Consider the following 18,668-nt stretch of genomic DNA (forward strand, 5'->3'; position numbering starts at 1 on the left):
ACGCGGGCTACTTCTTTTTTGGTGTCAACCAGTCCTCGTCTTCCAGGGACGGTGCTTGTTTCTGCTGTTCCAGGATTTTTCTGTACTCCTCCGGGATCACCTGGCTGCGAGATGCTTCATGCAGCGTGTGTGGGAACCAGGTCGCAATGCCGGGGAAGGCAATCATCAGGCCAACGCAGATCACCTGCAGCACCATGAACTGGAACATGCCAGCGTAGATCGTTCCGAGGCTCCAGCCCTTGACCACCTGCTTGAGATAGTACGCTGACATGGCGACGGGCGGCGACAGGAAAGCGGTCTGCAGCACCACCGCAACCAACGCTCCGAACCATATGAGGTCGATGCCCATGCCTTTCACGACAGGATAGAAGATCGGCAGAAACACCAGGATGATGGCCGGCCACTCAAACGGCCACCCCAGCAGGAAAATGAGAAGGAGCACGACAATCAGCATGAGGCTCGGCGGCAACTGCAGGCCGAGCATCGTCTCGGTGATCCAGTTCGCTGAGCCAAGGCGGGCGAACACCGCACCGAAAATGTTCGACGTGACCGCCAGCAGGAGGACCATGCTCGACGTCGCCATCGTCGAGATCAGCGCCCGTTGCAGTCCGCTGAGCGAGAACCTGCGATATGCGATGGCCAGGATCAGCGCGCCGACGCTGCCGATGCCGGCGGCCTCCGTCGGCGTCGCAAGCCCCCCGATGATCGAGCCGAGCGTCGCCGTGATGAGCCCGAGCAGCGGCAGCGTTCCGACGGCCACCTCGCGTGCAATGTATCCAGCGGAGTAGATCCGCTCATCCTTTGGCACTGGCGGCCCGAGCTTGGGATTGATGAAGGAGCGGCCCATCAGATAGATGATGTAGACGCCGGCCAGCAGAAAGCCCGGTCCGAAGGCTGCAGCATAGAGATCGGCGACCGAAACCCCGAGCACCGGCCCCATCACGATCAGCATGACCGACGGGGGAATGAGAATACCGAGCGTGCCGCCCGCCGTGATGGTGCCCGCTGAAAGCTTGGCATCATAGCCCGCCTTCGTCATGATCGGCGATGCCATGATGCCAAGAACGGTGACGGCTGCGCCGACGATGCCTGTCGCCATCGCGAACACGGTCGAGGTCAGGATGACGACGAGGAAGAGTGCGCCGCGCACCGGCGCAAGCAGCATGCGGAACGCCGTAAAAAGGCGCTCCATCAGTCCCGCCTGCTCGGTGATGAAGCCCATGAAGATGAACAGCGGTACGGCGGCGAGAAGTTCTTCCTTCATCATGCCGATGGTCTGGAAGTAACCAAGCTCGAAGACCGTCCCGCCCATGCCCCAGTAGCCGAACGAGAAGGCGAGAAACAGCAACGTGAACGAGATCGGCACACCGATGAAGATCGCGCCCAGCAGCACCAGCAGCATGATGAGGCCGATGAGCGCTTCTGCGGTCATATCTCGACTTTCTCCTTATGCTCCAGCTCGACGCCGGTGCGCGCCATGTAGATGCTCTTGATCAACTCGGACACGCCCTGGACCAGCAGCAGGAGGCAGGCGAGCGGCACGACGAATTTGAACGGCCACAGCACGGGCCGCCAGGGAGTCTGGTCCGAAGTCTCGTTGATCAGCCAGGCGTAGTGAAATTCGTTCCAGCTGATCAGGAACAGCATGATCAGGCTCGGGAAGAAGAAGACGACATAGGAGATCGTATCGATCCAGCCCTTCCTACGGATCGAGAACTTCTCCCAGAAGAAGTCGGTACGGATATGAGCACCCTTGTGCAGCGCGTAAGCGGCGCCAAGCATGAAGAGCGAGCCGTACAGCATGTAGGTTGCGTCGTAGGCCCATATGGTCGGCGCGTTGAACAGGTAACGCGCTCCAACCTCATAGGCGACGGCGAGAACCAGCGGCACCGAGAGCCACGAGATGATCGTGCCGGTCCGGTCGGTGAAGCCGTCGATCATCCTGATGATAGCCAGAAGCGCCGGTGGCTGCCCGCCTGTTATCTCAGCCATGCCTCGCCCCTTTCGCCGATCATTCGTGCGGCGCAAAGCAGGCCGCCTGCGTGCGAATTGAGGGCGGTCAAATCGGCCGCCCTCGGAGGAGTCCTATTTCTCGGTTGGGAAATAGTAGTTCGCCATGAAGGAGTATGGCGGGAAGTAAGACCTCTTGTACGGCACCACAGCGCTGGCATACGCCTTCTGCGAGTCGTGCACCTTCTTGAAGAACGGGTTCCTGGCGCCCTCGGCGGCCGCGATCTCGTCCCATTTCTTGATGAAGGCCAGCAGGATCTCCGTCGGCGTGCGGAGAATCTGTACGCCGTGCTTCTGCTGCATCTCAATCAGCGCATCGGCGTTCTGGCGCTGCCACTTGGTCCACCAGACGAGGAATGTCTCGTTGGCCGCCGACTTGATGATCTCCTGATGTTGCGGGCTGAGCTCCTTCCACACATCGCCGTTGATGACGAGCTCGCCGACCGTCACGTTCTCATGCAAGCCGGGTGAATAGTGATACTTCCAGACGTTGTGGAAGCCGAGCTGCATGTCCTCGATGCCGCCGACCCATTCGGCGCAATCGATCACGCCGCGTTGCGCGGAGGGAATGATTTCTCCGCCCGGCATGTTGACCACCGTGAAGCCGAGCGCCTGCCACACTTCGCCGGCCATGCCGGTCTGGCGGCATTTCATGCCCTTCATGTCCTCGACCGTCTGGATCGGCTTCTTGAACCAGCCGAACGCCTGCGGCCCTGCAGGCAGGATTGGAAACACGACGAGGTTGAGCTTGAGCTCCTTCTGATAAAACTCGTTGTAAAGCTCGAGGCCGCCGCCGTGATAGAGCCAACCCATCACGTCCATGAAGTCCATGCCGAAGGTGCCGCCGGGACCGCCGGTGAACAGGATCGCGGTCTTGTTCTTGCCGGTCCAGTAGCCGGCCCACGCATGCGCTCCGTCGAGCACCTTCTTGTTGGTTGCGTCCAGCACCTCGAACGCCGGCACGACCTGGCCGGCGGGCATCGCCTCGATCTTCAGCGCGCCGGCTGACAGCTTGTTCACTCGATCGACGAAATAGGTGAAGTTGTCATAGAGCGTGAGCGACGCCGGCCATGTGGCCTGCATCTTCAACACCTTCGTCTGCGCCATGACTGTTGTGGTGGATACGACAAACGCCGAAGCGATCAGGGCAACGGCGACCAGTCCCAGAAACATGCGTTTCATGAGCCATCTCCTCCCTTGGACAACGTGACCGCGGCGAACTATTCTCTTCGTTGTTCTTGGTCGCCAAGTCTTCAAACCACGTCTGTCATCATTCTGCCACCATCGCCGCAAGTTGTCATCTTGCTTTCTGGCCGTAGCAAGCGCTGGAATTGGACATGGTCGAGACGTCAGCTCTTGGCCACGAACCTCATTCGTTTGTTGCGCGGGCTGTCGGTGGCAAACCAGACGCCGGGGGCGCCTTTGGCTGCGGCGGGACGCGGCCAGGCGATGCGGCGCACACCATGCCTCGCGTTGCCCGACGGGCAAAACACGCCAATGCAGGTCAAGTGGCGGGAGTGCAAATATTCTGATTGACCGAATTCGCTGTTTCGGGTAAACCGCAGCACATCCCGGCTCGTCAAAGGGACGTTTCGCGATCGTCACGATACGTAGGCCAGGATGCGATGGACGCGGCAGCGCCGGCGCGTGACGGGATGGCAGGGCGGGCAAACCCGTGAGCCATCGCGATCCGCGGCACGACACGGTGTGGTCACAACGTTGCTTTTCGGCATTGGGGGCGAGCACGCGCGAGCTTCCGACAGTCCGGGAGAGACGTCCGCGGACGGCAAAAGCGTGTGGTCCTGACGCCCGGGGTCTGTGCGTCAAGGCTTGCGGTGGTGAAGCGGCCCGACCGGGTGCGCGCATCAGTGATCCGCAAGGCGACGGGGGGCAATAGTGCATCGCTCCCCGGGGAGAGCGCGCCATAAGCCGTAAAACCATTGCGCAGGGAAGGCCGGGATGTTCCGGCATCACCTGTGGTCACCCCGCGTGCGTCTTGTCGCGTGCGGACCTTGGGTGCCGGCTGGCGCCCGGCCTTCCCTGCGCCCTTGCTTCTCGATGAGGGCGAAACGGAAAGCAAAACTTCGGGCGCCTGCGCCGCGAGACCGCGAAGGCATGCCTATTATACGACTAGCTATTTTCTCGTGCCCCGGACGCAGCGCAGTGCGCCGCGCCTTCGCGGCGTGGTGCGCTGCAGAGCCGGGGCCCATTGCGGCGATGTGCTCTGAGGCTCCTGGGTCCCCGCTCGGCGCAGCAACGCTCGAAGGCGTTGCTGCTTGTCCGGGACACGAGGTCGTCGCACTCCGATCCACGGTGCGTCGCCCCAACTTCATCTTGCACTGCGGTAGAAAAGTATCGCACACTCCGCCGGACCGGGCCGCCAAGGGCGCGAGCAGGGGAGCGAGCCATGTCCCTCCAGACCGTACCATCCGACAGCACTGAGCAGCGCCCCAACCGCCCTGAGGATGTCCAGGCGATGGAGGCCGATGCCCGGCTGCGGGACGATATCCGCCTGCTCGGGCGCATTCTGGGCGACACCGTGCGCGACCAGGAGGGCGCCGACGTGTTCGACCTGGTCGAGCGCATCAGGCAGACCTCGATCAGGTTCCACCGCGACGAGGACCGGCTCGCCCGCCGCGAGCTCGAGCAGATCCTCGACAGCATGTCGACCTCCGAGACGGTGCGGATCGTCCGCGCCTTCAGCTATTTCTCGCACCTTGCCAACATCGCCGAGGACCAGAACAACATCCGTCAGATGCGCGCGCGCGCGGCGGCCAAGAATGGCGGCTCCGGCGTGCTGGCGGAGACACTGGCGCACGCCAAGGCGGCGGGCATTGGTCCCGACCAGCTCCGCAACTTCTTCAAGACCGCGCTGGTCAGCCCGGTGTTGACCGCGCATCCGACCGAGGTCCGCCGCAAGAGCACCATGGACCGCGAGATGGAGATCGCAGCCCTGCTCGATCGCCGCGAGCGGGTTGCACTGACCGCGGAGGAGGCGGCTGCCAGCGACGAGCAGCTCCGCCGCGAGGTGCTGACGCTGTGGCAGACCAACCTCTTGCGCCGGACCAAGCTCACCGTGCTGGATGAGGTCGCCAACGGCCTGTCGTTCTACGACTACACCTTCCTGCGCGAGGTGCCGCGGCTCATCAACGCGCTGGAGGATCGGCTGGAGGAGAGCGGCGAGCAGGCGGCCGGCGAGCTTGCCTCGTTCCTGCGCATGGGCAGCTGGATCGGCGGCGACCGCGACGGCAATCCCTTCGTCACCGCCGACGTGATGCGCGGCACGCTGCGGCTGCAGTCGAGCCGGGTGATGCAGTTCTATCTCAACGAGCTGCACGTGCTCGGCGCGGAGCTGTCGATCGCAGCCCATCTCGCCGACGTCTCCGAGGAGCTGCGCACGCTTGCGGAGCGTTCGCCGGACACCTCGCCGCACCGGAGCGGCGAGCCCTATCGCCTGGCAGTCTCAGGCATCTATGCCCGCCTCACCGCGACGGCCGAAAAGCTCGAAGTCGAGATCACGCGCCGGCCTGTCGGCAAAGCGGCGCCTTACGAGAGCGTCAGGGAGCTGCTGGCCGATCTCGACGTGCTGCATCGCTCGCTGATCTCCAACAACGCCCGCGTCATCGCGCGCGGCCGGCTGCGGCTCTTGCGCCGCGCGGTGGATTGCTTCGGCTTTCACCTGGCCCGGCTCGACATTCGCCAGAACTCGGCCGTCCACGAGCGCACCATCGCCGAGTTGATCGACGCCGCCAATCCCGGCATGTCCTATCTCGCGCTTGGCGAGGACGCTCGCATCTCGCTGCTGACCAACGAATTGCGCTCGACGCGCGCGCTGGTCTCGCCCTTCGTCAAATACAGCGACGAGACGATGGGCGAGCTCAACGTGTTCCATGCCGCCGCGGAAGCGCATGCGAAATTCGGCTCGGACGCCATTCCTCAATGCATCATCTCGATGTGCAAGGGCATGTCGGACATGCTCGAGGTCGCCGTGCTCCTGAAGGAGGTCGGCCTCGTCCATCCCTCCGGCCGCAGCGCCATCAACATCGTGCCGCTGTTCGAGACCATCGAGGATTTGCAGGCTTCGAGCAGCATCATGGACCGCCTGCTGTCGTTGCACGATTACCGCCGGCTCGTCGACAGCCGCGGCAGCGTGCAGGAGGTCATGCTTGGGTACTCCGACAGCAACAAGGACGGCGGCTTCGTCACCTCGGGCTGGGAGCTCTACAAGGCCGAGATCGGCCTCGTCGAAGTGTTCGAGCGGCACCACGTGCGCTTACGCCTGTTCCACGGCCGCGGCGGCTCGGTGGGGCGCGGCGGCGGGCCGAGCTATGACGCCATCATCGCGCAGCCCGGCGGCGCGGTGAACGGCCAGATCCGCATCACCGAGCAGGGCGAGATCATCTCGTCGAAATATTCCAACACCGAGGTCGGCCGCAACAATCTGGAAATCCTCGCCGCGGCGACGCTGGAGGCAAGTCTGCTGCATCCGCGCCAGAGCGCGCCGCGCCGCGAATATCTGACCGCGATGGACGAACTCTCGAACCTCGCCTTCAAGGCCTATCGCGGCCTCGTCTACGAGACCGAAGGCTTCGTCGAGTACTTCTGGTCGTCCACCGTCATCAACGAGATCGCCACGCTCAACATCGGCAGCCGTCCGGCTTCGCGCAAAAAGACCCGCGCGATCGAGGATCTGCGCGCGATTCCCTGGGTGTTCTCGTGGGCGCAATGTCGCCTGATGCTGCCGGGCTGGTACGGCTTCGGCAGCGCGGTCGAGCAGTGGATCGCGGAGCATCCAGAGCAGGGCATGCCGTTCCTGAAAGAGCTCTACCAGGAATGGCCGTTCTTCCGCATGCTGCTGTCGAACATGGACATGGTGCTGGCCAAGAGCTCGATCGCGATCGCCTCGCGCTATGCCGAACTGGTGCCGGACGAAGCCTTGCGCGAAAAAATCTTTGGCCGCATCCGCCGCGAATGGCATTCCTGCATCGAGACGCTGCTCGACATCATGGGCCAGGACCGGCTGCTCCAGGGCAACCCGCTGCTGGAGCGCTCCGTGCGCCACCGCTTCCCCTATCTCGATCCGCTCAACCACGTGCAGGTCGAGCTCTTGAGAGAGCACCGCGCGCAGAACCCCGACGAGCAGGTGCTGCGCGGGATCCAGCTGACGATCAACGGGATTTCGGCGGGCTTGCGGAATACGGGGTAGGGCGAATTGCGAATGGCGAGTAGCGAATAGAAACCCTATTCGCCATTCGCCACTCCCTATTCGCGCAATCTCACACCGGATCCCAGGTGAAGATGTCGGCCGAACGATCGAGCTTGTAGAACGAGCCCTTCAGCGCCGGCATGCCGTGTTCCGCGATCGACTGCGGAGTCCAGCCTTCGCTCCGCTGCACCGAGCGGATCGGACGGTTCTGGCTGAACAGGAAGATCTCGTTCATGCGCACGCCAAAGATCTGGCCGGTGACGTCCTTGGCGGAATCGCCGAGCAGGTAGCCGCAGAGCGGCGCGATCTTCTCCGGGCCCATCTGCTTGATCTTCTCGACGCGCGCCTTCTCGGCGTCGGTCTCGGTCGGGATGGTGCCGATCATGCGGGTCCAGGCGAACGGCGAGACGCAGTTGGAGCGGACGTTGAAGCGGCCCATGTCGAGCGCGATCGACTTCGACAGCCCGACGATGCCGAGCTTGGCCGCGGCGTAGTTGGCTTGGCCGAAGTTGCCGATCAGGCCGGAGGTCGAGGTGAAGTGCACGAACGAGCCCGACTCCTGCTCGCGGAAGATGCGCGCTGCGGCGTGGCTGACGTAGAACGAGCCCATCAGATGTACCTTGATGACGGCTTCGAACGCTTCCACGCTCATCTTGTGGAAGATCATGTCGCGCAGGATGCCGGCATTGTTGACGACACCGTCGAGCCGGCCGAAATGATCCGTCGCGGTCTTCACGATCTTGCTGGCGGGAATGGCTTCCGCGACGCTCTCGAAATTGGCGACCGCCGTGCCGCCGCGCTTCTTGATCTCCTCGACCACCTCCTCGGCAGGCGCCGCGTTCGCGCCGGCGCCGTCGGCGGCTCCGCCGGGATCGTTGACGACGACCTTGGCGCCCTCGGCCGCGCACAGAAGCGCAATCTCGCGCCCGATGCCTCGGCCTGCGCCGGTGACGATGATGACCTTGTCTTGCAGTGATTTGCTCATGTGGGTTCTCCGCTATGCGTTCCGGCGTTTCTTACCTCGCCCCGCTTGCGGGGAGAGGTCGGATCGCATCGAAGATGCGATCCGGGTGAGGGGGTACAGGTCTCGCGGCCATCTCATCCGTGGAGAGAGGCCCCTCACCCCAACCCTCTCCCCGTAAGAACGGGGAGAGGGAGAGGCGAGCGGCGCATTACCTCTCGTTCGTAAACACGATCGTGCCACTCGCCGCGAACATGCCGCCGACGCCGTGGCACACCGAAATCTTCGCGTTCGGCACCTGCGCCGGCGCGATCCCGCGCATCTGACGCACACTCTCCTGCAGTGCGTACATGCCGTACATGCCCGAATGCATGTAGGACAGGCCGCCGCCATTGGTGTTGAGCGGCAGTTTCCCGCCGGGACGCGTGTTGCCGTCGGCGATGAACTGGCCGGTCTCCTCATAGGGCATGAAGCCGAGATCGCCGAGGCCGAACAGCGGCAGATGCGCGAACGCGTCGTAGATCATGAGATGGTCGACGTCGCCGTGGGCGATGCCGGCTTCCTTGAACGCCAGCGGCCCGGCGGTCTTGAACGCACGCGAGGAGTTGAACGTCTCCATCTGGCTGACCATCGGCGTCTCGACGCTCTCGCCGGTGCCCATGATGTAGACCGGCTTGCGCGGAAAATCCCTGGCGCGGTCGGCCGAGGTCAGGATCAGCGCGCCGCCGCCGTCAGTGACGAGGCAACACTGCAGAAGCCGGAACGGATAGGCGATCATGCGCGAGTTGAGGACGTCGGCGACCGTGATCGGCTCCTTCATCATCGCGCGCGGATTCTTCGTCGCCCATTCCCGCTGCACCACCGCCACTGAGGCAAGCTGCTCGTGGGTGATGCCGTAGGTCTTCATGAAGCGCAGCACGGGAATCGGGAACATGCTGGGCGGGCCGTAGACGCCGAAAGGAGCCTCGAACTGGCCGTTGAGGCTATCGGCCGGCGTCGAGCGCGGCAGTTTGCCGATCATCGACTTGCCGCTCTCGGCGTGGGTGATCAGCACCGTCTTGCAGAGACCCGCCTCGATCGCCGCCGCGGCGTGGCGGACATGCAGCATGAAGGAGCAGCCGCCGACCGAGGTGCCGTCCACCCAGGTCGGCTTGATGCCGAGATAGTGGCAGACCTGCTGCGGCGTTTCGACCGCGGTGGCAAAGCCGTCGATGTCGGACAGTTTCAGTCCGGCGTCGGCAATGGCGTTGAGCGCGGCATCCGCGTGCAGCTGGAGCTGCGAGGCGCTGGGAATGACACCGAGCTCGGTGGTCTCGGCCGCGCCGACGACGGCAACCTGGTTCTTGCGCATGGCCTTACCCCTTCGCCGGGCGGAAGACGGGGAGGGTGATCTTGTCGTCGAGCTCCTGGAACGCGACCTCGAGCTTCATGTCGAGTTCGAGCGCCTCGGGGGTCTGCGGGCAGTCGATGATGTTGCTCATCATCCGCGGGCCCTCGTCGAGCTCGACCACCGCGATGGCGTAAGGCGGCGTGAAGCCCGGCGCGGCCGGACGATGGTTGATCACGTAGCTGTAGAGAAAGCCCTTGCCGCTGGCCTTGAAGATGCTGACCTTGCGCGAGGCGCAGGAGGGGCAGAACGGACGCGGCGGGAAGTAGACATGGGCGCAGGCATCGCAGCGCTGCAGGCGCAATTCGCCGGCCTTGGTGCCGTCCCAGAAATGCTGGGTCTCCGGCGTCGGTTTCGGTCGCGCGCGCTGCGGTTCGGCCATGTGGGCGGCTCCTCCCAAAGACAGGCCTCGCGCCCGCCGGTTTCGAACTTGATGCGACAATCGACCATGGCGCGTCAACGGTCCAGCAATGCGCATGCATGCCATCATGCGCACAATGCTTGTGTCGAGCTGAGCCAGCGCTATAGATTGCGCGCGAAATATTCCGTGAGACAGACATGCCTGATTTTCCGACACTGGCGCAGCTTGCCGAAGACCTCGAAAGCGGCCGCATCACCTCCCGCAAATTGGTCGAGGCCTGCCTCGCCAGGATCGCCGACCCCGCGGGCGAGGGCCAGCGCGCCTTCATCCATGTCGACAAGGACGCCGCGCTCGCCGCCGCCGATGCGATGGATGCCTTGCGCAAGGCCAAGGCGGCGCCGTCGCGCTATGCGGGCATCCCGGTCTCGATCAAGGATCTGTTCGACATCAAGGGCCAGGTGACGCGCGCCGGCTCGCGCGCGCTGGATGACTCAGCCCCTGCCGAGCACGATGCCGCGACGGTGGCGCGGCTGCGCAAGGCCGGCTTCGTCGTGATTGGCCGCACCAACATGACCGAGTTCGCCTATTCCGGCATCGGCATCAATCCGCATTTTGGCACGCCGAAGGGGGTCTGGAACCGGTCCGTAGGCCACGTGCCCGGCGGCTCGTCCGCCGGCGCGGCGGTGTCCGTGCTCGACGGCATGGCGCATGGCGCGCTCGGCACCGACACCGGCGGCTCCTGCCGGATTCCGGCCGCCTTCAACGGCATCGTCGGCTACAAGCCGACGCAGCGCCGCGTGCCGCTCGACGGCTCGGTGCCGCTGTCGTTCTCGCTCGACAGCATCGGGCCGCTGGCGCGATCGGTCAGCTGCTGTGCCATACTCGATGCCGTGCTCGCGGGCGAGCCGATCGTCGCCTTGAGGCCGCGGCCGATCCAGGGCATGCGCCTCGCGGTGCCCACCACGATCGCGCTCGACGACCTCGACGCAGAGGTGGCCAAGACCTTCGAGCGCGCGCTGAAGACGCTGTCCGATCACGGCGCCATCGTCGAGCGTATCGAGATGGCGGAGTTCCATGACGTCGGTCCGATGAACGCGAAGGGCGGTTTCGCGGCGTCCGAGAGCTATGCCTGGCACCGCTATCTGATCACGGCCAAGGGCGACGTCTACGATCCCAGGGTCGCGGTGCGCATCATGCGCGGCGAGGCGCAGAGCGCGGCCGACTACATCGACCTGCTCAACGAACGCCGCTCGCTGATCGCGCGCGTCAATGCGCGCATCGCGCCCTATGACGCGCTGGTGCTGCCGACCACGCCCAACACACCGCCGAAGATCGCCGACCTCGCCGACGATCAGGCGTTCACCCGCGAGAACATCCGCGCCTTGCGCAATTGCAGCCTGATCAACCTGATCGACGGTTGCGCCATCTCGCTGCCCTGTCATCGCGAGGGCGAGGTTCCCGTCGGCCTGATGCTGGCGGGCGCAGGCGGCTCGGACCGCCGTATCTTCGAGCTTGCTGCCGGCATGGAGGCCGTCATTCGTGTTTGATCTGACTTTCACCGTCGATGCCCAGGACACCACCACGCCGCTGACGCTGGCGATCGACCAGCTGGTCATCGCCGGCTGGACCGGCCGCGACGCGGTCGCGCGCGACAAGCACATCGCCGAGCTGGAGGAGATGGGCATCGCCCGCCCGGCCTCGACGCCGATCTACTACCGCGCCTCGGCGCGGCGGCTGACCCAGGAAGACAGCATCGAATGCACCGGTGGCGATTCCTCCGGCGAGGTCGAATTCGTGCTCATCGGCTGGCAGGGCCGCATCTTCGTCGGCTGCGGCTCCGATCACACCGACCGCAAGGTCGAGGCCTACAACGTCACCGTGTCCAAGCAGATGTGCGACAAGCCGATCGCCTCGACGCTCTGGGAGCTCGAGGACGTCATCGGCCATTGGGACAAGATGATCCTGCGCTCCTATGCCACCATCAAGGGCGAGCGCGTGCTCTACCAGGAGGGCACGCTCGATGCGATGCTGCCGGTCGCCGACCTCATCGCGCGCGGCTTTGACGGTGGCAAGTTCCCCGACGGCTGCGCCATGTTCGGCGGCACGTTCGCCGCCAAGGGCGGAATCCGCCCGGCGGATCGATTCGACTTCGAGCTGGAAGACCCCGTGCTGAAGCGGACCATCAGGCACGGCTATGACCTGGTGACGCTGCCGGTGAGGGGCTGATCTCTCTCGGCGTCATTGCGAGCGAAGCGAAGCAATCCAGGCTCTCTCCGCGGAACCAGTCTGGATTGCTTCGTCGCAAGGGCTCCTCGCGATGACGGGGAGACGATCATCGGAAATCGGGTGGTTGTGGCGCCCGGGATCTGCGACTCCCGCTCCCGTCATTCCGGGGCGCGCCCACTTGGGCGCGAGCCCGGAATCCATACTCCCGATCGTGGTTATGGATTCCGGGCTCGCGACTTCGTCGCGCCCCGGAATGACGGATGTGAATGGGATGATTGCTATGGCCATCGCGAAACGCGTTTCCGCACCAGACTCCGTTCCCAACCTCGCCGCCCATGTCGACGCCCTCGACTGGCCGCAGATCACCGCCGAGCTCGACACCCAGGGCTGCGCCGTCCTGAAGAACCTGCTGACGCCGGACCAATGCCGCGCCATCGCCGCGCTCTACCCGGACGATGCGTACTTCCGCAGCCGCATCGTCATGGGCCGCCACGGCTTCGGCCGCGGCGAGTACAAGTACTTCGCCTATCCGCTGCCCGATCTGATCGCGCAGCTTCGCCCGGCGCTCTACGCGCACCTTCAAGCCGTCGCCAATCGCTGGAACGAGGCGATGGGGATCGATATCCGCTATCCCGCCGCACACGCGGCGTTCCTGAAGCGCTGCCACGACGCCGGGCAGACGCGGCCGACGCCCCTGCTGCTGCAATATGAGGCCGGTGACTACAATTGCCTGCACCAGGACCTCTATGGCGAGCACGTGTTCCCGCTCCAGGTCGCGATCCTGCTCTCCGAGCCCGGACGCGATTTCACCGGTGGCGAGTTCGTGCTGACCGAGCAGCGTCCGCGCATGCAGTCGCGGCCCGAGGTGGTGCCGCTGGCACAGGGCGACGCGGTCGCCTTCGCTGTGCATCATCGTCCGGTGCAGGGGACACGCGGCACCTACCGCGTTAATCTCCGCCACGGCGTCAGCCGGATCAGGTCCGGCCGGCGCCACACGCTGGGGGTGATTTTTCACGATGCCAAATGAGCGGAGCCGTTGACGGCTGATTTGTTCGATAGCGTCGCAGAAGCCCAACCGTCGCGCGAAAACATCGCCGATGGGGCCGTGCTGCTGCGCGGCTTCGTCAAGCCGATCGAGAGCGAGCTGATCGACGCGGTGCGCGCCATCGTGGCGCAATCGCCGTTCCGGCGGATGACGACGCCGGGCGGCCATCTGATGTCGGTGGCGATGACCAATTGCGGCGAGCGCGGCTGGATCACCGATCACACCGGCTATCGCTACGACCCGATCGATCCGCGCACCGGTGCGCCATGGCCGGCGATGCCGCCGCTGCTGACCGATCTCGCCCGCCGCGCCGCGGAGCAGGGCGGCTTTGAAGGCTTTGCCCCCGATGCCTGCCTCGTCAACCGTTACGAGCCGGGCACGCGGCTGTCGCTCCATCAGGACAAGGACGAGCTGGACTATTCCGCGCCGATCGTCTCGGTCTCGCTCGGCCTGCCTGCGACCTTCCTGTTCGGCGGCCTTGCGCGCGCCGACAAGCCGCGCCGCTTCCGCCTCGTCCATGGCGACGTCGTGGTCTGGGGCGGGGCCAGCAGGCTCGCCTATCACGGCGTCGCGCCGCTCGCCGACGGCGAGCATCCGCTGCTCGGCCGGAAGCGGATCAATCTGACCTTCCGCAGGACGCGCTAACGCGTTTCCTCGCCGCCTTCGCTCGTCTAAGCTTCGGGCGGGGAGGCGGCGACATGACCACCACACAGAGCTCGGCCGGCACGGGCACGGCGAACCGCACGGGGCTTTATCTCGCAGGCTTGCAATTGGCGTTCACGCTGGGCTGGACGACCTATGTCGTCTACCTGCCAAAGCTAGCGGCCGAGGTCGGCATCGCGCCGTCCGCCGTGATCCTGATCCTGATGCTGGATCAGGCGATCTTCACCATTGCCGACACCGCGATGGGAGTAGCCGCCGACAGGCTCGCGCCCCATGTCGGCAGGCTCGGCCTGTTCGTCGCCGTCGTGGCCGCGGTCTCCTGCGGCGCCTTCGTCGCGCTGCCGTTCGTTGCCGGAGCCGGTGCGGCGGCGCAGGGCTGGTTCATTGCGCTGATCGTGATCTGGTCGATCACGTCCTCCGCGTTGCGGGCGCCGCCGCTGACCTTGCTCGGCAAATACCGCGCCCAGCCGCAGGTGCCGTTCCTCGCAGCGCTCGCCATGCTCGGCTACGGTGCCGCCGGGGCGGTCTCGCCCTATCTCGGCGTGGTGCTGCGCGAGCACGATGCGCGGTTACCGTTCGTGATCTCCAGCGTGGTGCTGCTCCTGACCGCGCTCGGGCTGTCCAGGATCGAGCATGACGTGGCGCGCGACACCGTTCCGCCCACACCGGACGAAGCGGCAGAGCCGCTCGGTCTCGTCCCGATCGCCTTCATCGTCGCGATGGTCGCGCTCGCACTCGGCTACCAGCTGCACTTTGCCATGAACAGCGCGCCGCTCTATCTGCGCTTTGCAGCTCCCGGCGACCTGCAATGGCTGATGCCGGTGTTCTGGATCGGCTTCAACATCGCGATGTTTCCGGCAAGCCTCGTCGTCAAGCATCGCGGCGGCCTCGTCGTGATGGGCGCCGCCGGCCTGGTCGGTGCGGTGGCGATTGCGGCGGCCGAATTCGCCGGCAACCTCAACACGCTGATCGCCGCGCAATTTCTCGCCGGAGCTGCCTGGGGCTGCATGCTGATGAGCGCGGTCTCGGCTGCGCTCGCGATCGGCTCGACCGGCGCGGAAGGCAAGGTCACGGGCCTCGTCTTCTCCGCGCTTGCCCTCGGCACCTTCGCGCGGATGGCGGCGGTTGCCGGCGGCCTGCAGAAGATGCCGGAATACGCGCCGCTGCTGCACTGGGCGCCGGTCGCCTGCTGGTCGGTCGCAGGCGCCGGTCTGCTGGTGATTGCAGCCGCGCGGCTGCAGGGAAGGTCCGGCCTCAAGGCTTCGGCGGGTGAATGAAGGCCCACGGGCTGACTTCGGAATCCCTGGGCACCTCGACGGAAATCAGCACCGGCCCGCCGTGGCCAAGCGCCTTCTCCATCGCCGCCTTGAACTGCTCCGGCGCGGTGACGCGCGCAGCAGTCACGCCAAAGGACTCCGCGAGCTTTACGAAATCCGGATTGACGAGGTCGGACGCCACTACGCGGCCATCGAAATGCTGGCGTTGGTCGCGGCGGACATTGCCGTAGGCGTTGTTGTTGAACACCAGCGTCACCACGCCGATGTTGAACTGCACGGCGGTGGCAAGCTCCTGCACGCCGAACATGAAGCCGCCGTCCCCGGTGATGGCCACCACCGGCTTGTCGGGATTGGCGACCTTGGCGCCGAGCGCGGTCGGGAAACCCGAGCCGAGCGTGCCCTGGTAGCCCGAGGTGATGAAGGTGCGCGGCTGGTACACCGGAAAGCCGTACCAGGAGGCGAAGCCGACCTGCGATAGTTCGTCGGTGACGATCGCGTTCGCCGGCAGTACCTCGCGCAGGATGTTGAGATAGGCCATCTGCGGCTGGACCCGCTGGATCTCGGCTTGCGCGGCCGCGGTGGCCTCGCGGATCGTGCCGCGCCGTCCGGAGGTCTTGCTGTAGCCGGCCTTGCCCACGGCGGCAGCGAGATCGCGGGTCGCGGCCCTGGCGTCGGCGACGATCGCAGTGTCGGACGAGAACCGCCGCATCTCGACCGGATCGATGTCGATGCGGATGCACTTCAGGCCAGCGGGCCGATACGGCCAGCGCGACATGGTCGGCAGCTCCAGCCGCGTGCCGATGCCGATCATGAGATCGGTGTTCGGCCACAGCCTGTAGGCCGCGGCCATGGTGAGCCCGAGCTCGTGCGCATTGGAGACGATGCCGCGGCCGCTACGGAAGGCGACCACGGGCGCATCGATCATCTCGGCGAGTTCGAGGATCTCCTCACCCGCTTCGATCGCGCCGCTGCCGACGAAGATCATCGGCGCCTTGCTGGTCCTGATGAGCGCGGCGGCCTGCTTGATCATATCAGGATCGGGCTGCGGCGCCGGCAGCGGCTCCAGCACCTTCGCAGGCGCCGCGTCGGCGCGCTGCGTGAAGACGTCCCAGGGCATCTCGACCGAGGCGGGGCCGCGCCGTCCCGACATCATCTCCTGGAACGCGCGCGCGACGACCGTCGGCGCGTTGGCCGGATATTCGATGCGCTCGGCCCATTTCACGTAGGTGCGCAACGTCGCGAGCTGGTCCGGCATCTCATGCAGATGGCCGCGACCCTTGCCCAGGAACGAAGTCGGCACCTGGCCGGTGACGCACAGCACCGGCTCGTTGCAGCCGAACGCGGTGAGCAGCGCCGCGCTGGCATTGAGCACGCCCGGGCCGGGTACCACGCTGAACACGCCGGGCCGGCCGCTGGAGCGCGCATAGCCGAATGCCATGTAGCCGCAGGCCTGCTCGTGCCGCGCGCCGATCACCTTGAGCTGGGCCTGGTGGAAGGCGTCGAACAGGCCGTAGACCTGCGCGCCGGGCAGGCCGAACACGGTGTCGACGCCGTGGGCGACAAGCCCGCTTACGATCGCTTCGCCGCCGGTGAGGCTGGTCATTTGGCTATTCCATTTCGCTTGTTGTTCAGGCTTCGTCGACCACGCCGTTGCGCAAGCGTCCGATCCCCTCGGCCTCGACCTCGACGATGTCGCCGGGCTTCAGATATCGCGGCGGATCGAACCGCGCACCCGCGCCGGTCGGCGTGCCCGTGACGATGATATCGCCGGGGACGAGGGTTGCGAAGGTCGAGATATAGTTCAGGAGATAGCGGAACGAAAACATCAGCCGGTTGGTGCGATCATCCTGTCTGAGCTCGCCGTTGACATGCGTGGTGAGCCTGATGTCGGCGACCTGCGATTCCCGCGTGTAGGGCACGAGCCACGGGCCGAGGCTGCCGCTGGAATCGAAGTTCTTGCCTTGCGTCACGTTGAACTTGGCGTGGCGCAGCCAGTCGCGCACCGAGCCCTCGTTGCACAGTGTCAGCGCCGCGATGTGATCGAGCGCTGTGCTTTCGGGGATATGCCGGCCTGGCTTGCCAATCACCAGCACGATCTCGCCCTCATAGTCGAGCTGCGCGGAGGCGCGCGGGCGCACCAGCGGCGTGTCGTGGCCGACGAAGGAGCGGGGCGAGCGCATGAACATGCTCGGATATTTCGGCGCCTCCTGGCCGTCCTTGTACTCGGCATTGCGGTCGGGATAGTTGACGCCGATGCAGATGATCTTCTCCGGCGCCGGGACCGGCGGCAGCCAGGTGATCTCAGTGAGCGCGTGATCCGGTTTGCGGCCGGCGGCCTCTTCGGCAAAGCTGATCAGCTTGCCCGCAGCGATCACCTCGCGCAGCGTGGGATAGTCTCTGGCGTGACGCGCGGAGAGATCGACGATGCCGCCCTCCAGGACGGCGCCATAGCTGACATCACCCTTGACGGAATAGGTGGCGAGACGAGGCAGCTTCATCAATCCGCCACCAGCACATCGGCCACGAATTTCGGCTCGCGCACGGCCTGCCCCGTGAACGGCGAGCCCTGCTCGAACCAGGAACGCGGGGCAGGGGCGCCCCACAGCGTCTGACGGCGCGGATCGCGCAGCGACCAGCGCAGCGGCTCGTGGTCGTGGTCCCCGGTGAAATAATCGCTGGTGTAGAGCTCGAGGCGGTGTCCGTCGGGATCGCGCACATAGAGGAAGAACGCGTTCGAGATGCCGTGGCGTCCCGGACCGCGTTCGATGTTCTTCACGAAGCCCCGCGAAGCCATGACGTCGCAGAGATGGATGATGTTCATCGCCGTCGGCGTCCAATAGGCGAAATGGTGCAGCCGCGGACCCTTGCCGTTGGTGATGGCGAAATCGTGGACATTGCCCTTGCGATGCATCCAGGCCGCGGCGATGCGCCCGTCCGGCCCGTCCTCCTCGGCATATTCGGTGAGGCGAAAGCCGAGCCGGGCGTAGAATTCCATGGTGTCCTGCACTTCGGCGGCGAAGACGTTGAAATGGTCGAGCCGCTGCGGGTGGCAGCCCCGATAGAGGTCGTAGCGGCGCAAGAGATGCGGCCGCCGCTCCATCGCCGCGTAGAGCTCGATTCTAAAGCCAAAGGGATCGGTGAATTGCAGCGTGCGGCCCTGGAACGGTTGGTCGACGAAGGCGTAGGCGAGGCCGTTCTCGGACAGGAACGCGGCGGCCTTGTCGAGATCTTTGTCGTTGCCGACCTTGAAGCCGAGCCGGGCGCAAGCCGGCGCGGCGGCTTTCCGTAGCACCAGGGAGTGATGCTGGTGCTCCTCGGCCGCGCGCAGGTACACGACCTCGTCGTCCGCGTCCTCGACATGCAGGCCGACCATGCTTTCGTAGAACTCGCGGCTCAGCTTCAAATCGGTGACGTCGAGCACGACGTGGCTCGAGCGAATGATGTTGAACGGCGGCTCGAAGACGTGTTGCGGTACCGGCATGTGCGTTTCCCCTCTCTCGGCTTCGTCATTCCGGGGCGTGCGAAGCACGAA

At 65.3% G+C, this 18,668-nt stretch carries 15 protein-coding genes; 6 read left to right on the top strand and 9 right to left on the bottom strand.

The annotated features are described in order from the left end of the window. Positions 1-7: 7 nt before the first annotated feature. The 3 genes from N2605_RS10415 to N2605_RS10425 all read right to left on the bottom strand — a co-directional run bounded on the left by N2605_RS10415 (position 8) and on the right by N2605_RS10425 (position 3,192). Positions 8-1,402 (bottom strand): TRAP transporter large permease, encoded by a 1,395-nt coding sequence (locus N2605_RS10415; protein WP_225127319.1) that lies wholly within the window; start codon positions 1,400-1,402, stop codon positions 8-10. 26 nt (positions 1,403-1,428) lie between these two features. Further along, entirely contained in the window at positions 1,429-1,992 is a 564-nt protein-coding gene (locus N2605_RS10420) for a TRAP transporter small permease subunit (RefSeq protein WP_085968941.1), read from the bottom strand. A 93-nt stretch (positions 1,993-2,085) separates the two neighbouring features. Continuing rightward, on the bottom strand, positions 2,086-3,192 hold the full coding sequence (locus N2605_RS10425; RefSeq protein ID WP_036006206.1) for a TRAP transporter substrate-binding protein: 1,107 nt from the start codon (positions 3,190-3,192) through the stop codon (positions 2,086-2,088). A gap of 1,225 nt (positions 3,193-4,417) precedes the next feature. Here N2605_RS10425 and ppc point away from each other — a divergent pair. Next, positions 4,418-7,216 carry a phosphoenolpyruvate carboxylase gene (gene ppc / locus N2605_RS10430; protein ID WP_260346520.1) on the top strand — a complete coding sequence of 933 codons (2,799 nt, stop codon included), beginning with the start codon at positions 4,418-4,420 and terminating at the stop codon, positions 7,214-7,216. A 70-nt stretch (positions 7,217-7,286) separates the two neighbouring features. On the opposite strand, the gene N2605_RS10435 is transcribed toward ppc, so the two are convergent. The 3 genes from N2605_RS10435 to N2605_RS10445 all read right to left on the bottom strand — a co-directional run bounded on the left by N2605_RS10435 (position 7,287) and on the right by N2605_RS10445 (position 9,946). After that, complete coding sequence (locus N2605_RS10435) at positions 7,287-8,201, bottom strand: SDR family NAD(P)-dependent oxidoreductase (protein ID WP_109144458.1); 915 nt, start codon at positions 8,199-8,201, stop codon at positions 7,287-7,289. A gap of 187 nt (positions 8,202-8,388) precedes the next feature. Continuing rightward, positions 8,389-9,528, bottom strand: a complete 1,140-nt coding sequence (locus N2605_RS10440; protein WP_260346521.1) for a thiolase C-terminal domain-containing protein — start codon at positions 9,526-9,528, stop codon at positions 8,389-8,391. 4 nt (positions 9,529-9,532) lie between these two features. Next, entirely contained in the window at positions 9,533-9,946 is a 414-nt protein-coding gene (locus N2605_RS10445) for a Zn-ribbon domain-containing OB-fold protein (RefSeq protein ID WP_027558650.1), read from the bottom strand. A 176-nt stretch (positions 9,947-10,122) separates the two neighbouring features. On the opposite strand from N2605_RS10445, the gene N2605_RS10450 reads away from it, so the two are divergent. The 5 genes from N2605_RS10450 to N2605_RS10470 all read left to right on the top strand — a co-directional run bounded on the left by N2605_RS10450 (position 10,123) and on the right by N2605_RS10470 (position 15,136). Next, a complete protein-coding gene (locus tag N2605_RS10450) occupies positions 10,123-11,472 on the top strand; it encodes an amidase (RefSeq protein ID WP_260346522.1) in 1,350 nt (449 codons plus the stop codon). Then, the gene (locus N2605_RS10455) at positions 11,465-12,151 is read left to right on the top strand and encodes a DUF2848 domain-containing protein (protein ID WP_260346523.1); all 687 of its coding nucleotides are present in this window, start codon (positions 11,465-11,467) and stop codon (positions 12,149-12,151) included. The genes N2605_RS10450 and N2605_RS10455 overlap by 8 nt, the downstream gene beginning before the upstream one ends. Before the next feature lie 280 nt (positions 12,152-12,431). Further along, a complete protein-coding gene (locus tag N2605_RS10460) occupies positions 12,432-13,178 on the top strand; it encodes a 2OG-Fe(II) oxygenase (RefSeq protein ID WP_260346524.1) in 747 nt (248 codons plus the stop codon). Between the two features lie 9 nt (positions 13,179-13,187). Then, complete coding sequence (alkB, locus tag N2605_RS10465) at positions 13,188-13,841, top strand: DNA oxidative demethylase AlkB (protein ID WP_260346525.1); 654 nt, start codon at positions 13,188-13,190, stop codon at positions 13,839-13,841. Between the two features lie 53 nt (positions 13,842-13,894). Next, the gene (locus N2605_RS10470; RefSeq protein WP_260346526.1) at positions 13,895-15,136 is read left to right on the top strand and encodes an MFS transporter; all 1,242 of its coding nucleotides are present in this window, start codon (positions 13,895-13,897) and stop codon (positions 15,134-15,136) included. Here N2605_RS10470 and N2605_RS10475 read toward each other — a convergent pair. From N2605_RS10475 to hpaD, 3 genes are read right to left on the bottom strand one after another with little or no spacing between them, the layout of a single operon-like run. Next, complete coding sequence (locus N2605_RS10475; protein ID WP_225145130.1) at positions 15,114-16,739, bottom strand: thiamine pyrophosphate-dependent enzyme; 1,626 nt, start codon at positions 16,737-16,739, stop codon at positions 15,114-15,116. The genes N2605_RS10470 and N2605_RS10475 overlap by 23 nt on opposite strands. 25 nt (positions 16,740-16,764) lie before the next feature. Continuing rightward, a complete protein-coding gene (locus N2605_RS10480) occupies positions 16,765-17,634 on the bottom strand; it encodes a fumarylacetoacetate hydrolase family protein (protein WP_260346527.1) in 870 nt (289 codons plus the stop codon). Beyond that, positions 17,634-18,617 carry a 3,4-dihydroxyphenylacetate 2,3-dioxygenase gene (gene hpaD, locus N2605_RS10485; protein WP_036023035.1) on the bottom strand — a complete coding sequence of 328 codons (984 nt, stop codon included), beginning with the start codon at positions 18,615-18,617 and terminating at the stop codon, positions 17,634-17,636. The genes N2605_RS10480 and hpaD overlap by 1 nt, the downstream gene beginning before the upstream one ends. Positions 18,618-18,668 lie beyond the last annotated feature (51 nt).

Source organism: Bradyrhizobium yuanmingense, assembly GCF_025200905.1.
Taxonomy (GTDB): Bacteria; Pseudomonadota; Alphaproteobacteria; order Rhizobiales; family Xanthobacteraceae; genus Bradyrhizobium; species Bradyrhizobium yuanmingense.

What these genes read in the sequence shown, in the direction of transcription:
- hpaD (WP_036023035.1), bottom strand. Translation starts at nt 18,617, where the DNA reads ATGCCGGTACCGCAACACGTCTTCGAGCCGCCGTTCAACATCATTCGC.
- N2605_RS10445 (WP_027558650.1), bottom strand. Translation starts at nt 9,946, where the DNA reads ATGGCCGAACCGCAGCGCGCGCGACCGAAACCGACGCCGGAGACCCAG.
- ppc (WP_260346520.1), top strand. Translation starts at nt 4,418, where the DNA reads ATGTCCCTCCAGACCGTACCATCCGACAGCACTGAGCAGCGCCCCAAC.
- N2605_RS10435 (WP_109144458.1), bottom strand. Translation starts at nt 8,201, where the DNA reads ATGAGCAAATCACTGCAAGACAAGGTCATCATCGTCACCGGCGCAGGC.
- N2605_RS10415 (WP_225127319.1), bottom strand. Translation starts at nt 1,402, where the DNA reads ATGCTGCTGGTGCTGCTGGGCGCGATCTTCATCGGTGTGCCGATCTCG.
- N2605_RS10460 (WP_260346524.1), top strand. Translation starts at nt 12,432, where the DNA reads ATGGCCATCGCGAAACGCGTTTCCGCACCAGACTCCGTTCCCAACCTC.
- N2605_RS10475 (WP_225145130.1), bottom strand. Translation starts at nt 16,739, where the DNA reads ATGACCAGCCTCACCGGCGGCGAAGCGATCGTAAGCGGGCTTGTCGCC.
- N2605_RS10450 (WP_260346522.1), top strand. Translation starts at nt 10,123, where the DNA reads ATGCCTGATTTTCCGACACTGGCGCAGCTTGCCGAAGACCTCGAAAGC.
- N2605_RS10420 (WP_085968941.1), bottom strand. Translation starts at nt 1,992, where the DNA reads ATGGCTGAGATAACAGGCGGGCAGCCACCGGCGCTTCTGGCTATCATC.
- N2605_RS10425 (WP_036006206.1), bottom strand. Translation starts at nt 3,192, where the DNA reads ATGAAACGCATGTTTCTGGGACTGGTCGCCGTTGCCCTGATCGCTTCG.
- N2605_RS10470 (WP_260346526.1), top strand. Translation starts at nt 13,895, where the DNA reads ATGACCACCACACAGAGCTCGGCCGGCACGGGCACGGCGAACCGCACG.
- N2605_RS10480 (WP_260346527.1), bottom strand. Translation starts at nt 17,634, where the DNA reads ATGAAGCTGCCTCGTCTCGCCACCTATTCCGTCAAGGGTGATGTCAGC.
- N2605_RS10440 (WP_260346521.1), bottom strand. Translation starts at nt 9,528, where the DNA reads ATGCGCAAGAACCAGGTTGCCGTCGTCGGCGCGGCCGAGACCACCGAG.